Genomic DNA, 15,695 nt, shown 5'->3' with positions numbered 1-15,695 from the left:
GATTGGTTTTTTGTTGAGATATACTGATGTATTAAAATTAAAAACTTTGCTGGTCTGCTGAAGGCCCATAGCTTCCTGGCAAAGGAATGTTGTTCAGTCTGTAATATACTCCCAATTGTGCTCTGTGATGCGTAATCTGATTTAATGCATGTCGTATCGCTCCGTATTTACTCCAGCTTGCCAGTTCATGGCCGTCATTTTTAATCGTCCAGCTGGGGTTCAGATCGTCCTCCGTACTATTTTCCAATGCCGCTTTACCTGCCTGATAATCTTCTTCCAGTTTTTTCATAAGATCATCTTTTGTAGAAAGAATTGTCGGTTTGTAATCGCCTTTACCAAAATCCAGTTCAGAAGTTTTCAAAATAGTGTTCGGCCATTCAAAAACTTCTACGAGATGGGTGGCAAGAGGCATCATTTTCATGCTTTTTTCATGGGGAGCGAAGTCATTTTTTCCTTCGGGAAACAATTCAATAAACTTTTTTGTGGTTTGGAATTCTCCTTCCAGTTCGGATTTTAATTGAGATAACGTGTCCATAATATTTTGTTTTTTAGAAACTTAAAGGTAAGCGTTTAAAAAATGAAACTGTTTTAAGAAAATCATAATTTTTTAATCACCACTTAATCCGGAGGAGATAAATCTTTTCCTAAAAAATAAAATTTCAAAAAAACTGTAACAAAAGAAGACATGTGATTACTAATTATATAAAACTTGTTATAATGAAAAAGTTATTCTCTATATTTCTTATTGCTCTTTTTGCATTTGCAGGAGCTCAGGAATCAAAGGAAACTGCAAACCGTTTCTTTTATGAACTGACTTTTAAACCGAAGAAAGATTCGGCAAAACTTGATAAGATCATTACCATCCTTGATATTACTCCAAAGAAATCAATCTATCAGGATTATACAATGCCTGCTCAGGATTCTATCATTAAAATTCAGATAGAAGAAATGGAGAAAACCAAGTCTTTCAAGGATATGACCAAACTGATAAAATGGCCTAAATTCTCCTATAAAATTATCAAAAGCTATCCGGACATGAAGGTTCAGTATGTAGACAGAATCAGCAGAAACCTATTTTCATACGATGACGAGCCGAAACTGCAGTGGAGTATTTTACCTGATAAAGAAAAGGTGGGTGCATACAATGCTCAGAAAGCAACTACAGAATTCGGAGGAAGAAAATGGACGGCATGGTTCAGTTCAGATATCCCTTTTCAGGATGGACCTTATAAATTTAAAGGACTTCCAGGTCTGATTGTAAAAATTGAAGACGCTGATAAAAACTATTCCTGGCAGTTGAGCGGAAATAAAAAGATCGAAAACTATGATGAATTGTCATATGCAGATAAGATCAATGCTAAGATGGGAATGATGAGCAATACAATAACACCTACATCCAAAGATAAATTCCTGAAATCCTACGAAGGATATAAAGCTGATCCGTTTGCAGAATCAAGACCTTATATGACGGCAGAGAATATGAGCAGACCTATGCCGGGAACAGATGGAACAGTAGGAGATTTCATGAAGAGATTGGAAAAACAGGTAAAGGATTTCTTCGGATCCAATGATAACCCAATAGAAAAAGAACAAGCTTCTGACAAGAAGAAAAAATAAGACTTCATATCAACTAAATTATATTTTGAATCAACCCAGATACAGCAATGTGTTTGGGTTGATTTCTTTTATCCCTAAACGTTATTTAGATTAAATTTAAATAACGTATATTTGCAGGACTAAAAATTAGGCTTTGAAAGAGAAAGGATTACATAAATTAAGTGGATTCCCTAAAAACAAAATGGGGAAGATATTGGGGTATGATAATGACCATCTGAAAATGCCCAATAAAATCATTGAAATGGGGCTTCTTCCGGAAACCACTTTCAGAATTTTGTATCAGGCTCCGTTCAACGGGCCAATGTATGTGGAGTTTGGAGCAGAAAAAAGCCGGATTGCTCTTCGTGAGGAAGAAGGAGATTACATCATTGTTGAAGAATTGAATTAATGCAGGAAAACAAGAAAAAACAGATACTTTTAGTCGGAAATCCTAATGTAGGAAAGTCAACGGTTTTCAATACGCTTTGCAACAAAAAGCAGAAGACCGGAAACTATGCCGGCGTTACCGTTGCTAGCCATTCGGGGAACTATACTTATAAAAATGAAGAAGTGGAAGTAATTGATCTTCCAGGTTCTTACAGCGTATACCCGAGTTCAGAAGATGAAGCTATTTTTTCCAAATACCTTATTGACGAGCAGAAAAACTATGCAGGAGTTGTTTATATTCTTGAAGCATTAAGTTTAAAAAGAGGACTGCTTCTGTTTCAGCAGATTCAGGACCTTGGGATTCCAATGATTCTGATTGTCAATCAGATTGATCAGGCAGAAAGAAGAGGAATCACTATTGATATTCAAAAATTTTCCGAAGCATTAGGCATTAAAATTATCCAGACCAATGCCAAAGAGCAGATCGGGATTGAGGAAGTAAGAGAAGCTGTTTACAACAATGAGTTTGTAAAAACAGATCAGGTTTCTTTTGAAACACCAAACGAACATAGAGATTTTATTCAGAAACTGGCAGCACATAAAGGTTTCGATAATGAATACAAAGCTTGGATGAGCCTTTCACTTGGGACAGACCTCGGCAGAATAAGCTCTGTAATGGAACAACTGAATGAATCCGATTCTAAAAGCCTGGTTCCAAAAAGGTTGCAGGTTCAGGAAACCGTTAGAAGATATCAGAACGTAGACAAAATACTGGCTGATGTAATTTCTAAAAAAGCCCAATTCAAAGAATTATTAACTGAAAGACTGGATAAAGTTTTAGTACATAAATTCTGGGGTTATGTCGTCTTTTTAGTGATCTTACTGATTATTTTCCAAAGCGTTTTCTTCCTTGCAGAATTTCCTATGAACTGGATTGAAGAGTCCTTCTCTTGGCTGGCAGCATTTACAAACGAACACCTTCCTGAAGGACCAATTAATTCGCTGATTTCAAACGGAATCGTTCCGGGAATCGGAGGAATTGTCGTTTTTGCACCACAGATTGGAATTTTGCTGTATTTTCTTTATCTGTTGGAAGACTCAGGATATATGGCAAGAGTTGTATTTCTGATGGACAGATTACTTCGTCCTTTCGGACTTAACGGAAAAAGTATTGTTCCGCTTGTATCGGGAACGGCCTGCGCTATTCCTGCGGTAATCTCTACCAGAAACATTGAAAATGTAAAAGAAAGATTGCTGACGATATTGGTAACACCATTTATGACATGCTCTGCAAGACTTCCGGTGTACAGTATTATTATCGGTCTGATCATCTCAGAAGGATCATTTTTAGGAATAAAATATAAAGCGCTGGTTCTGATGGGGATGTATCTACTAGGTTTCTTGGTCGCTTTATTGTCAGCAGCAATCCTAAAAAGATTTATTAAAAGTAAAGGAAAAACATACCTGGTAATGGACCTTCCGGCCTATAAAAAACCACTTTTTGGCTACGACTTTAAAATGGTTTTAGGGAAAGTATGGGACTTCGTTACAGGAGCAGGAAAAATCATTTTTATTGTAAGTGTTATCATCTGGTTCCTGAGCTATTTCGGACCAAGTCAGAAAACAGATGAATTGGTAGCAACAGACGTTCATCTTGACCATTCTTACCTTGCCAAAATGGGTAAAGGAATAGAGCCTGTTATTGCTCCACTGGGCTACGACTGGAAAATGGGAGTTGGAATTCTTACCAGTTTTGTGGCGAGAGAAGTGTTCGTAGGGACAATGTCTACCCTTTACAGTTTGGAAGATGATGCTCCGGAAGTAAAAGTGATTGATAAAATGAGGAGAGATGTAAAACCCAACGGAGAAAAAGTCTTCAGCTTTGCAACCGGAATCTCAGTTCTTCTTTTCTATGCATTTGCAATGCAGTGTGTTTCTACACTTGCAGTAGTCTACAGAGAAACCAAAAGCTGGAAATGGACCGGCTTTCAGGTAGTCATGATGACAGGTTTGGCATATTTTGTGTCGATGATAGTATATCAGATTTTAAAGTAATGGACTCATCATTAATTTTTCAATACGTACTTATCTTATTAATTGTAGCATTTGCCTGTTACTCTCTATTTAAAGTACTTAAAAAGAACTTTGCCCCTAAGAAATTCAGCTCCAAAAGAACCAACTGTGATAAAGATTGTGGCTGTTCTTAATACTGGGTTCATCGGATAATTGAAAAAAATGTAGTAATTTCATTTTTCTAACGTAAATTATTCGGTTTGAATTTTTTAAAGACAGGATTACTTGTACTATTTTCTTTATCAGTCTTTCAGGTAAAAGCACAGTCGGATACCGCAAATACCAAGTCTTATGCAGACCAGGTAATGATCCGTGTGAATCTTGATACTAATATCGAAAACTATGTTTTTTCAACAGGAGAAGGCAAGAATGCGTTCGAAATGGACCTGTCAATCAACAATAAAACGAAAACATCATTTTCAGTCGATTATAGAATTATAAGTGCGACCGTATCATTTGCACCCAGATTTTTAGAGGGTAATAATGATGATGAAATGAAAGGAAAGAGCTCTTATACCGATTTGAGTTTCAGATTATTCCCCGGAAGATTTATCCAGAATATTTATTATAAAAATGTAAGCGGGTTCTATGTTGAAAATATGAAAGACCTGTCCCCCGAATGGCAGGAAGGAAGAGATCCATACATTCAGTTTCCGGATTTAAGGGTTCAAACCTTTGGTGGATCCACCTCCTATATTCTCAATAAAAATTTTTCAGCAAGAAGTATCTATACACAGGGAGAATGGCAGTATAAAAGCAGCGGAAGCTGGGTTCCTTTTGTAGACTATGACCTTACTATTTTCAGAAATAAAATTGATGGTATAAAAAGCAAAGAGACCCAATATAATATCGGCGGAAATATAGGATATTTCTATAATTGGGTCATTGGTAAGAATGTTAATATCTCACCTTATCTGGCTATTGGGGTCGGAGGGAAGTTCTCCAGCTACCGTGATTTTCAGAATGGAGGAACCAAAGAAAATGCCCAGTATGCCACCATAAGAATGCAGGGCGGGCTTCACATCGGGTATAATACAGACCGGTTTTTATTCGGAGGTAAAATGAATTTTAAGACCTATGCCTATGATCAGAAAAATAATCAGACCGTAGAAAATAATAACCTCTATGGACTGTTATATATAGGGTATCGTTTTGCACCACCGAAAGTTGTGAAAAATACCTATGATAAAATCCAAAAAAAGATTCCCGTTTTATAAGTTGAAAGGTCTTTTAAGTATCTTTGCGTTGGAAAATTTAGAAAGAACAAAATAAAAGTAAAAACATCATGTCATTAATAAAATCTATTTCCGGAATTCGCGGAACCATTGGCGGTAAAGTAAATGATAACTTAACACCGCTGGATGTAGTAAAGTTCGCTTCCGCATTCGGAACCTGGCTTCAGAATAATAAAAACAAAAAAGATCTTACCCTTATCATCGGAAGAGATGCCAGAATTTCTGGTCAGATGGTTTCTTCTTTGGTTACTGCTACATTGCAGGGATTGGGGATTAATGTAGTAGATCTTGGCCTTTCTACAACACCAACAGTTGAAATAATGGTTCCTGAGCTGAATGCAGACGGAGGAATCATCCTTACCGCTTCCCACAACCCAAAACAGTGGAATGCCCTTAAATTATTGAACGAAAAAGGAGAATTCATCACTGGAGAAAACGGGGCTGAAGTACTTGCTTTAGCAGAGAGTGAAGACTTCAACTATGCAGAAGTGGATGATCTTGGAAAATATGAAACAAGAGATGATGCTTTTGATATCCATATCCAGCAGATCCTGGATTTACCAATGGTAGATGTAGAAGCAATCAAAGCTAAAAACTTTAAAGTAGCCCTGGATGCCGTAAACTCTACAGGAGGTATTGCCATTCCTATGCTTTTGGATAAACTAGGTTGCGAAACCATCAAATTATACTGTGAGCCTACAGGACATTTCCCACACAATCCTGAGCCTTTGAAAGAACATTTGGGAGACATCTGTGAATTGATGAAAAGAGAAAATGCAGACGTAGGAGTTGTAGTAGATCCGGATGTAGACAGATTAGCCCTGATTGATGAAAAGGGAGAAATGTTTGGTGAAGAGTATACATTGGTTGCTGTTGCAGATTATCTGTTGAAACACAAAAAAGGAGCAGCTATTTCCAATCTTTCTTCCAGCCGTGCTTTGAGAGATGTAGCGCGTTCGCATGATTCAGAATACTTTGCCAGTGCTGTGGGAGAAGTGAACGTAGTGACTTTGATGAAAGAGAAAAATGCTGTCATCGGAGGAGAAGGAAACGGAGGAATTATCTATCCTGATTTACATTACGGAAGAGACTCTTTAGTAGGAGTTGCACTATTCTTAACGCATTTAGCTAAAGAAAATAAGACTGTTTCTGAACTTAGAGCAGGATATCCAAGCTATTTCATGGGTAAAAAGAAAATAGAACTGACTCCGGAGATTGATGTAGATGCTATTTTAAGCAAAATGGAGCAGGAATATCAGAATGAAGACGTTTCTACTGTAGATGGTGTTAAAATAGATTTTGAAAACAACTGGGTTCATCTTAGAAAATCCAACACAGAGCCGATTATCAGAATTTATACTGAAGCTCATTCTCAGGAAGAAGCTGATCAGTTGGGTGATGATATCATTGCTAAAATTAAGAGTTTAATCTAAAAAAATAGAAAAAGAACGGGCACATTGTCCGTTCTTTTATATCAGGCATGTTTGAGCATATCAAAAAAAGGTTTCCCTTCCCTAAAGAAAAATGGAGAAAATTCCTGGGCAGCTTCGAACGTATGGAAGTTCCCGCCAAAACCTTACTTTTAAAAGAAGATGAGGTTTCCTACAATGCCTATTATATTGAAAAAGGAATGGTGAGAGCATGGTATAATAATGACGGAAAAGACGTAACATTCCAGTTTTTTCTTGAAAATACAATGTTTTCTTCCCTTGAAAGCTTCAAAAAAGGCTTACCAAGTATGGTGTCATTTGAGACCATAGAGCCCTGTATTTTATATAAAATCAACAAACCTGATGTAGAGGCTTTCCTGGAAGAAGTCTATGAAAATCCAGAGCTCAGAAACCTGTTTATGGATGCTCTTTTTGAAAGGGTATTCGATTATATGAAACATTTCTTTTCATTCATTAAAGACACTCCGCAGCAACGATATCTGAATCTGGTTAAGCAAAAACCCGAGATTATCAAAAGAGTTCCCCAGCATTATATAGCCTCCTATTTAGGCATTACAACGGTGCATCTCAGTAGGATTAAAAGCAAAATATTAAAGGAGAGGCTGGAATAGGCTGGAAGATGGAAGCCAGAAGCTTAAAAAGAAACTGCATAAATTATGACTCATCTTAAACGCAACGTTCACAAAGATTAATATGTATTGTTGAATACGATCGCAAAGGCATTTTACTCAGCAGTGATTGTTGTTTGCTAAACGAAGTGCCCTTGCGAACAAATAATAATCATAATATCATATTTACATAGCGATCTCCGCGTTTTTAACTCTATTATCAGGATTATAAACCTCCAGCCTCCCTCTTCCAGCTTCATTTCCCCAAACTGATAACAAATGTTATCGCTTTCCCATCCCTATCCCTCATAATTTTGTATAAAAATTAAAGAATGAAAGCAGCAGTAGTATTTGAAAAAGGAAGTATCCCTCAATATGCAGATTTCCCGGAGCCTGAAGTACAGGAAAATGAAATTTTGGTTTCAGTAAAAGCAGCCTCCATTAAAAACCTTGACAAAGCCAGAGCGGGAGGGAATCACTATTCAACAGAAAATCAGGAGCATCAGCCAACAATTATTGGAACAGATGGGGCAGGATATCTTGAAAACGGAAATAAAGTCTATTTTTTCAGCAAGAAAGGAACCGTATCCGAAAAAGCCGCAGCAGATAAAAAAATGATCATTCCGATTCCTGAAGAACTGGATTTTTCGTTAGCAGCAGCACTACCCAATGCTGTTATGGGATCAGCGATGGCTTTGAAATTCAAGGCAGGGTTGCAACCGGGAAATACGGTCCTGATTAATGGAGCAACAGGAATTACAGGCAGAATTGCTGTTCAGATCGCCAAAATATATGGAGCTGGTAGAGTTATCGTTACCGGTAGAAATGAAAAATCTCTGGAGTCTTTACTTGAGTTGGGCGCTGATGAGGTAATTTCACTCAAACTGGACGATCATGATTTTAAACAAAAAATAAAAGAAGTTCATCAGGAAACACCTATAGATATTATTTTGGATTATATCTGGGGCCATTCCGTAGAAATGATATTGTCCGCCTTTAAGGGAGACGGAACTTTTTCCCATAAAACAAAACTGGTAACAATAGGAGGAATGAGCGGAGATACCGTTCAGCTTTCTTCACAGATTCTCAGAGGAACTGATATTCAGATTTCAGGATCGGGATTGGGCAGCTGGACAAAAGAAGAATCTGCACTTCTGTTTTCAGAAATTATTCCGGAAATGTACCAGGCAGCTGTTGAAGGAAAAATTAAAATGGAAACAGAAGAGGTTGATATTAAAAATATCGAAGCCGTGTGGAATGCTGAGATACAAAGCGGAAAACGCCTGGTCATAAGAATTTAACCCCAATTTCCATTTTTTTATCCACAATCCTTTTATCGGTTTTCTTTTTTTACTATTTTTATAATAGAAATTTATGAAATGGAAAATTCAAAAAAAAGTTGCAACTTTGCATAAATATTTGAATATCAGTTTCAGATGTATTATTAACTAACCGTTTGCCGAGGTTTGTAAGCAAATTCAGACATCAGGCCGACAAAGAGGACACTATTGGAAGAGTATTTTGGAAATGAACTTGTAAAAAAGTTCGAGGAAATGATGGAAAACAATGACGAATTCTACTTTGATACAGAAGAGTTGGAAGACATTATTGTTTATTATTTGGAGCTTGGTGATTTTAATTACGCTGATATGGCGGTTAATTATGGACTGAAGCTTCATCCCAATTCATTGGATATCAAGATCAAAAGGCTTGAGATCCTTTTGGAGTGGGAAGAGTATAATATGGCGAAAGAACTTATCAACGAGCTGAAAGGTGCTTCTATGGAGAACACAGACTTTTTGGTTTGTTACGCCAAATATTATTCGAGCTTAGGAAATCCCAGAAAATCCATTGAAATTTGTAAAAAAGCTTTGACATTAGAGGAAGAAGAAAACTTTCTCCACAACTTTATTGCGGATGAATATGTGAATCTCGGAGATCCTTTTAACGCCCTTAAACATTACAGAAAAGCACTGAAAGAAGATCCAACGGACGAATATTCGCTGGAAAACTGTATGGTGTGCTTCAGTGACCTGAATAAGAGCGAGGAGGCTATAGCCTTTCTTAATGAATATTTAGATGAATTCCCTTATTCTGAAACCGCCTGGTTTGAATACGGACAATTCTATTTCAACAGAAAAAATTATGATGAAGCCATAAGAGGCTACGATTATTTGTTGGCAATCAATTCAAGCTCTGTAGGAGTATATGCTAACAAATCAGCCTGTTATGAAGCTATGGGACAATACCAGAAAGCCATCGATACTTATGAAGAAATGCTGGAGCTGGAATACACAAAAGCATTTACTTTTTATAAAATCGGATTGTGCAATAAGGCATTAAAACAACCTATTTTAGCTTTAAATGCATTCCAGAAATCATTGAGAGAAGACCCTCAGTTTTATCTTGCAATGATGGAACAGTCTTATCTTTACGAAGAAATGGGCGGAATGTCTGAAGCATTGCACTATGCTAAAGAAGCTACCCAGCTGAATGAAAACAATCTTGATTACCAAAAAAGATTAGCGTTTCTTTTCATTGACTCAGGGAAGTTTGAAGAAAGCCTTTCATGTCTTAAAAAGCTGGTGGATGCAGAGCCTACAAGGTTCTACAACTGGTATGCCTATTCAGAAGTTTTAATGTTGGTAGGAGAGTACGAAGATGCGGTAACGGTGTTGAATAGTGCCATAAAAAAACATCACAGAGCTGAGCTGTTTTATCAGTTGAGTAATTGTTTTTTCAACTTGAAAGATCAGGATAAAGGAACAGAATCACTTCAGAAAGCATTAGAGCTTGATCCGTCTTTAGCTAAGGATATGCAGAAAAAATATCCTTTCATTAAAGATGAAGTGAAAAAGGTTAAAGCTACTAAAGTGAGGAAAAAGAACTAGATTAATCTAAAAAATAATAGAAAAACCTGCATTTATGCAGGTTTTTTTTATTGATAGTTATATTCGTAGATGAATTTATCAGGAGCACTTGTGAGAGGGTTTCCATTACTGTCAAGAGACTGTCTGTCTTCTACAGACGGATAACCTGCGGTATTAAATGTAGCGGTATATTTATGAGAAGTTGTTCCGGTTCCGGTTCCTCCGCCGGCTGTAGTATTGGTAAACTGCCCCTTATAGGTGCTTAGGCTGTTCTTTATATTTGAAAACAACATGCTTACGCCATCGCTGCTTTCATTTCCATTGAATATGATTTTATCAAAACCCTTTACGTTTTTAAAAGGATAGTTTTTATCCGTGTAAGTGTAGGTCTCTGTTTCTGTGTAATTAACAGTGTTTCCATTTACTGTTCCGGTGCCCGAACCTACATTGCTTACCATATTTCCATCGTTGTAGGTAAATACACTGTTGATTGTAGAAGAGCCTGCAGCCCCGGAATTTGTTTGTCTTTTTACATTGATTTCTGTATTGCTTGTATAAACATAAGTAAATGCAACCGTGTTCTGTACTGTGCCTGTAGTAGAATATTCTTTAGTAACTGCTGAAGACATACGACCGTTATTATATCCATATTCAACCGTGCTTTCAAGAACATTGTTTTCGTAATTTTTGATTCCGGTAACATACTCATCGGTATAAGTGAATTCAATTCTTTGCCCATGATTAATGTTGTTAATCATACTGATGATTTTAGTACCGTTGTAATTGATTTTCATTACAATACCATCCTTGATCATTTTTGTAGGAAGAATTACACTTTGATTGGAGGGATCACTGTTGTCAAAAGGAGTGTCATCGTCAGAAGAACACGAAAGTGTTAATAAGGCTATTGAGCCACAAAGTAGAAGTTTTTTCATAGTTATAAGTTAAATCGGTCAAATATAATTTAATTTATAATATGATTTATCTTTTTTGATTTGTTCTTAAAAATATAAGCCCTCCAATGATGATTCCGGCCCCTATAAATTGTAAATAAGTCAGTTTTTCACCATCTAAAATTCCCCAGATAATAGCCACAATTGGCATTATTAAAGTAACCGTGGAAGCAAAAAGGGGAGAAGAAACTTTCAGCAAACGATAATTCATTGTCATCGCAAGACCCGTTCCGAAGATAGATAAGAGACCGACAAACATAAGTCCCAGGAGATTATCTTTCGAAAAACTGAATTCGGAAAAGAATCCGGTGGAGGTCAGTGCTATAATGGATGGAAATAGTAAGACAAATGAGAATACAAAAGCTGATAAAACAGTGGAAGAAACCTCCATAAGCTTTGATTTGACGGTTGTTGTACTTATGGCGTAACATAAAGTAGCCAATAATAACAATAGGATTGGAATCATTTTCAATTCTCCGCTGTCACCCCCTCCAAATGCAAGGATGCAAACCCCGGTAAAACTTATTAAAGTCCCTATAATCTGCTTTTTTGTTGTTTCGAATTTCCAGACCAAAGCCCCTACAATAATGACGAAAATAGGCATCATAGAGTTGATGATTCCCGCAATACTGCTGCTCACTTCGGTTTCTGCTATTGGAAATAAAAACATAGGAATAAAATTCCCTGTAAAAGCAGCCAGAATTAACCATTTTAAATGCTTTTTTGGGAAGAGCTTGTAATTGGAAATCGCAATCGGAAGTAAAATAATCCCCGCAATAAGAACCCTTAAAGATCCTACCTGATAAGGATTAAAATGCTCGAGAGATTTTTTGATCAAAATAAAGGAAGATCCCCAGATAATACTCAGGATAACCAGAAGAACCCATTTTTCTTTATCCGCGTTCATTATTTTCGTGTAAGATTTTTAGAAATTCTTTTTTAGGAATCATTTTAGCACCCAGGCTTTCAAGATGCTCTGTATGGGATTGACAATCAATTAATTCAATATTGTTTCTGTTACTCTCTACAAAATGAATAAATCCTGCTTTGGAAGCATTGCTTACTTTAGCAAACATGCTTTCTCCACAAAAAACACTGCCAATCTGCAATCCGTAAAAGCCACCCACAAGCTCTTCATCCTGCCACACTTCAATACTTTTAGCAAGACCATATTCATGAAGCTGGATAAAAGAATGCATCAATTCATCAGAAAGCCATGTCCCGGACTGCCCTTTTCGGGTTGTCTTTTGACAATTCCTGATTACTTCCCTGAAATTTTTGTTCTCTGAAAAAGTAAAAACGTTTCTGTTTAATATCTTTCTCATTGATTTTGAAACTTTCAATTCTGCCGGGTCAAGTACAAACCTTGGATCCGGACACCACCATAGAATTTCTTCTCCGGGATTGTACCAGGGGAAGATACCAAGTTGATAAGCAAACCAGATACGCTCTACAGACAAGTCGCCTCCAAAAGCAACCACTCCTTCATGACCGTCATACAGCTCAGGGTCAGGAAATGAAATCTCGTTTTCGTCTAATCGAACCATGCTTAGAAAAAAAATCCCACTTCAAAAAGCAGGATTTATATTTGATCTTATTTTCTTTAATTAAAAAGGTAAATCATCATCATCGTCTCCCGCAAACGGATTTTCGTTTGAAACTGGAGTTGCAGATTGCTGAGACATTGCCTGAGTAGGTTCTGAAGCATTTTCAGAAACTTTCTCTACTCTCCACCCTGTAATAGAGTTGAAGTATTTAGTTTCACCTTGAGGAGAAACCCATTCTCTACCTCTGATGTTGATTCCTACCTTTACGTTTTCTCCTTCTTTAAGGTTATCTAATAAACTGATTTTATCAGATAAAAATTCTATGTTTATAGGCTGTGGATACTGTTCTTGAGTTAAAATAACCATTTCTCTTTTTTGAAACCCGCTCGCAAATGTTTGAGCATCAAAAAGTTTCTTTACCGTTCCTTGTAATTCCATATCGTAAATATTAACGATGTAAAAGTAAGAAAATGAAATGTAATAAAAGGTGCCGTGAAAAAAAAATGTAGAAATTTTAATTTTTTTTCTTGAAAAGTTTGGTGGTAAAGGAAATTGCCCTATATTTGCACTCACAAAAACGAAGCAAGCTCTTTAAAACTTACAATATAAAAAAACCAGCGGATGTGGTGTAATTGGTAGCCACGCCAGACTTAGGATCTGGTGCCGTGAGGCGTGGGGGTTCGAGTCCCTTCATCCGCACTATGCGAAAATAGCTCAGCTGGTAGAGCACAACCTTGCCAAGGTTGGGGTCGCGGGTTCGAATCCCGTTTTTCGCTCCACACCATGCCCTGGTGGTGGAACTGGTAGACACGCAGGACTTAAAATCCTGTGTCCGCAAGGACGTACGGGTTCAAGTCCCGTCTGGGGTACAAGACCCTCTGTAATATCTTACGGAGGGTTTTTTGTTTTAATAGAGAGCGTTCTTTAAATAAAAATCTTATATTTGTAAGAAATATAGCTGAAATCTGTAAAAACAGATTGGCAAATCAGCGGATGTGGTGTAATTGGTAGCCACGCCAGACTTAGGATCTGGTGCCGTGAGGCGTGGGGGTTCGAGTCCCTTCATCCGCACTATGCGAAAAGACTCTTCAGAGTCATTCAAAAGGTTGGAACGCTAGTTCGAATCTTTTTTTTTGCCCACACCATGCCCTGGTGGTGGAACTGGTAGACACGCAGGACTTAAAATCCTGTGTCCGCAAGGACGTACGGGTTCAAGTCCCGTCTGGGGTACAAGTCCCTCTGTAATCTGATTACGGAGGGGTTTTTTATGTCTGGTAAGATGAAGATCGGTTTCGATTACAAATAATTTTATATAATTAAAAAATTGAGGCTGCTTTTGGTACATTTGTTTCAGAAATAAAACAACCATGAAATTATTGAATACCGTTTTAGCAGTTACGATGATAACTGCTTCTCATCAATTATTCTCACAGACAACCAACGAGAAAAAAGCCCGGGAAATTATTGAAAAAGCCATTCAGGCAGAAGGAGGGAAAAAGCTTTTAAGCAGCATAAAAACACTTTATTCCAAATCAGAAACGGTAATGGACGGCCGTAAGGTAAACTGGATCACAAAAGAAATGGTGCCTAACAAAGGAAGTTTTGAGATTGAATATCAGGGAAGGATCGTATACAGATCCTGGTTTGATGGGAAAACAGGATATGAGTTGGTTAATGGTGAGAGAAAACTGGTTGATCCTGATGAATTCAAAGATAAAGCTGACAGGAAATATATCATCAATGAATTAGCCTACATAGATCCTAAACTGTACAAAATTGAACTTATTGATGAGAATCCTGATAAGATATATTATAAAATAAAAGCGACCTATGTAACAGGAAAGGTGACTTATCTATATTATGATGTGAAATCATTCTTTCTAAGCAAAGAAGAAACTGTTGAAAATGGAGAAAAGAATACGTTTTCAAAGGTTTTAAAAAGTGATTACAAGAAGTTCGGTGATCTTTGGAATGCCACTCAATCTACTTTTGTTTCTGAAAGTGGAAATCAGGAAGCCAACCTCGTGGAATTGTATTATAATAAGGGTATTGAAGAAAACGATTTTAAATAAAATATGATAGCTCATAAAAATCCCTATACAATCAAATGCATAGGGATTTTTTATTTCTTGTCTGATTGACGGGCTATCCTTTATTTTCCAGCCTTTCCAGTCTTTCAAAGATGCTGTCAAAAATATTCTTTTCAGTAGTAGAAACATATCCTACAACCTTATAGTATTCCTTATTTTTTTTGTTTGTTACTTGATTATCAGTTGAATGTTGAAGATTTCCATTGATGTGAACTAATAGATTATCAATAGAGTCTGTTGTCAGATCAGCTTTATTCAGAAATATAACATCTCCGTATTGATATTGTGGTAATAGATGCTTTTCTATAGTAAATTCATAGATCAAATCAACGGATGCTAATATTTTTTGCAGTATTGATGTGTTGAGACTCTTATTTTCCGTTGTTACTTGCGTTTCCTTATCATTCTGATGAGTCAATTCCGGGAAAAGCATGAGCTGATCAGTGCTTGAAATACTTCCCAATTGGTTTGACTGCAGGGTTTCTGTCAGAAATTTATCAAGATTAAGATTAAAATGATTGGCAACTTTCAGTATTGTTTCTATTTTTGGTTCTGCACGTCCTTCCTCATAAGAACTTATTACCCCTCTGTTTAAATCAAACAAGTCTGCAAAGGCCTTTTGGCTTAATCCTTTAACCTGTCGTATTTTCTTAATATTACTTCCAAAGAAGCTCATGTTGTCTAAAATTTTTTGCAAATATAGATAATGCGAATAAATGATTGATAAAAATATTTGCAATTCTGTGCAACTCAACGATAAGCAACCATTTGGTATCACAATATTTCAGAGAATGAATAGAGATTGCATAATTTGTTTTAAGAATACAAACTGCTACAAATGAAGTTCCTTATAATATCAATTTTCTATGCTGTTTGTGGAACTGT

The 15,695-nt window shown here is 36.7% G+C and carries 15 protein-coding genes and 5 tRNA genes; 14 read left to right on the top strand and 6 right to left on the bottom strand.

Annotated features, from left to right (window positions below; all coding sequences use genetic code 11):
• Nucleotides 1-37: 37 nt before the first annotated feature.
• Nucleotides 38-535, bottom strand: coding sequence for a DinB family protein (locus tag KYG33_RS14485; protein WP_077413194.1), 498 nt, complete (start codon nt 533-535; stop codon nt 38-40).
• A gap of 182 nt (nt 536-717) precedes the next feature.
• Here KYG33_RS14485 and KYG33_RS14480 point away from each other — a divergent pair, with 182 nt between their 5' ends.
• From KYG33_RS14480 to KYG33_RS14445, 8 genes are all read left to right on the top strand, one after another.
• A complete protein-coding gene (locus KYG33_RS14480; protein ID WP_047380020.1) occupies nt 718-1,617 on the top strand; it encodes a GLPGLI family protein in 900 nt (299 codons plus the stop codon).
• A 181-nt stretch (nt 1,618-1,798) separates the two neighbouring features.
• Nucleotides 1,799-2,005: a ferrous iron transport protein A gene (locus KYG33_RS14475; RefSeq protein WP_051934272.1), complete on the top strand. Its 207-nt coding sequence runs from the start codon at nt 1,799-1,801 to the stop codon at nt 2,003-2,005.
• Nucleotides 2,005-4,038: a ferrous iron transport protein B gene (feoB, locus tag KYG33_RS14470; RefSeq protein ID WP_077413193.1), complete on the top strand. Its 2,034-nt coding sequence runs from the start codon at nt 2,005-2,007 to the stop codon at nt 4,036-4,038. Before KYG33_RS14475 ends, feoB begins: the two co-directional genes overlap by 1 nt.
• Nucleotides 4,039-4,256: 218 nt before the next feature.
• Nucleotides 4,257-5,273: a DUF4421 family protein gene (locus KYG33_RS14465; RefSeq protein WP_219071969.1), complete on the top strand. Its 1,017-nt coding sequence runs from the start codon at nt 4,257-4,259 to the stop codon at nt 5,271-5,273.
• Nucleotides 5,274-5,341: 68 nt separating this feature from the next.
• On the top strand, nt 5,342-6,724 hold the full coding sequence (gene glmM / locus KYG33_RS14460) for a phosphoglucosamine mutase (RefSeq protein ID WP_180564849.1): 1,383 nt from the start codon (nt 5,342-5,344) through the stop codon (nt 6,722-6,724).
• A gap of 47 nt (nt 6,725-6,771) precedes the next feature.
• Nucleotides 6,772-7,353 (top strand): Crp/Fnr family transcriptional regulator, encoded by a 582-nt coding sequence (locus KYG33_RS14455; protein ID WP_180564848.1) that lies wholly within the window; start codon nt 6,772-6,774, stop codon nt 7,351-7,353.
• Nucleotides 7,354-7,682: 329 nt separating this feature from the next.
• Nucleotides 7,683-8,651 carry a zinc-binding alcohol dehydrogenase family protein gene (locus KYG33_RS14450; RefSeq protein WP_219071968.1) on the top strand — a complete coding sequence of 323 codons (969 nt, stop codon included), beginning with the start codon at nt 7,683-7,685 and terminating at the stop codon, nt 8,649-8,651.
• 207 nt (nt 8,652-8,858) lie between these two features.
• Nucleotides 8,859-10,241, top strand: coding sequence for a tetratricopeptide repeat protein (locus KYG33_RS14445; RefSeq protein WP_077413188.1), 1,383 nt, complete (start codon nt 8,859-8,861; stop codon nt 10,239-10,241).
• 47 nt (nt 10,242-10,288) lie between these two features.
• Here KYG33_RS14445 and KYG33_RS14440 read toward each other — a convergent pair whose 3' ends face one another.
• Genes KYG33_RS14440 through KYG33_RS14425 form a run of 4 tightly spaced genes read right to left on the bottom strand, consistent with a single transcriptional unit; the run spans nt 10,289 to nt 13,158 of the window.
• A complete protein-coding gene (locus tag KYG33_RS14440) occupies nt 10,289-11,155 on the bottom strand; it encodes a hypothetical protein (protein WP_219071967.1) in 867 nt (288 codons plus the stop codon).
• A 46-nt stretch (nt 11,156-11,201) separates the two neighbouring features.
• Nucleotides 11,202-12,080 carry a DMT family transporter gene (locus KYG33_RS14435; RefSeq protein ID WP_077413186.1) on the bottom strand — a complete coding sequence of 293 codons (879 nt, stop codon included), beginning with the start codon at nt 12,078-12,080 and terminating at the stop codon, nt 11,202-11,204.
• On the bottom strand, nt 12,067-12,720 hold the full coding sequence (aat, locus tag KYG33_RS14430) for a leucyl/phenylalanyl-tRNA--protein transferase (protein ID WP_219071966.1): 654 nt from the start codon (nt 12,718-12,720) through the stop codon (nt 12,067-12,069). Before aat ends, KYG33_RS14435 begins: the two co-directional genes overlap by 14 nt.
• A gap of 60 nt (nt 12,721-12,780) precedes the next feature.
• Entirely contained in the window at nt 12,781-13,158 is a 378-nt protein-coding gene (locus KYG33_RS14425; protein WP_047380715.1) for a DUF3127 domain-containing protein, read from the bottom strand.
• 179 nt (nt 13,159-13,337) lie between these two features.
• Here KYG33_RS14425 and KYG33_RS14420 point away from each other — a divergent pair.
• The 6 genes from KYG33_RS14420 (at nt 13,338) to KYG33_RS14395 (ending at nt 14,792) form a co-directional block, all read left to right on the top strand.
• Nucleotides 13,338-13,419, top strand: a tRNA-Leu gene (locus KYG33_RS14420).
• A 4-nt stretch (nt 13,420-13,423) separates the two neighbouring features.
• Nucleotides 13,424-13,499: transfer RNA gene (locus tag KYG33_RS14415), tRNA-Gly, on the top strand.
• A 6-nt stretch (nt 13,500-13,505) separates the two neighbouring features.
• Nucleotides 13,506-13,589, top strand: a tRNA-Leu gene (locus KYG33_RS14410).
• 120 nt (nt 13,590-13,709) lie between these two features.
• A tRNA-Leu gene (locus tag KYG33_RS14405) sits at nt 13,710-13,791 on the top strand.
• Between the two features lie 75 nt (nt 13,792-13,866).
• Nucleotides 13,867-13,950 (top strand) — tRNA-Leu (locus tag KYG33_RS14400).
• 137 nt (nt 13,951-14,087) lie between these two features.
• The gene (locus KYG33_RS14395) at nt 14,088-14,792 is read left to right on the top strand and encodes a hypothetical protein (protein ID WP_219071965.1); all 705 of its coding nucleotides are present in this window, start codon (nt 14,088-14,090) and stop codon (nt 14,790-14,792) included.
• A 73-nt stretch (nt 14,793-14,865) separates the two neighbouring features.
• On the opposite strand, the gene KYG33_RS14390 is transcribed toward KYG33_RS14395, so the two are convergent.
• Nucleotides 14,866-15,486 (bottom strand): helix-turn-helix domain-containing protein, encoded by a 621-nt coding sequence (locus tag KYG33_RS14390; RefSeq protein ID WP_219071963.1) that lies wholly within the window; start codon nt 15,484-15,486, stop codon nt 14,866-14,868.
• Nucleotides 15,487-15,695: the final 209 nt, after the last annotated feature.

This window comes from Chryseobacterium sp. D764 (assembly GCF_019317325.1).
Taxonomy (GTDB): domain Bacteria; phylum Bacteroidota; class Bacteroidia; order Flavobacteriales; family Weeksellaceae; genus Chryseobacterium.
Note: the sequence above shows the minus strand (reverse complement) of the source record. Positions and strands in the feature narration are given on the sequence as shown.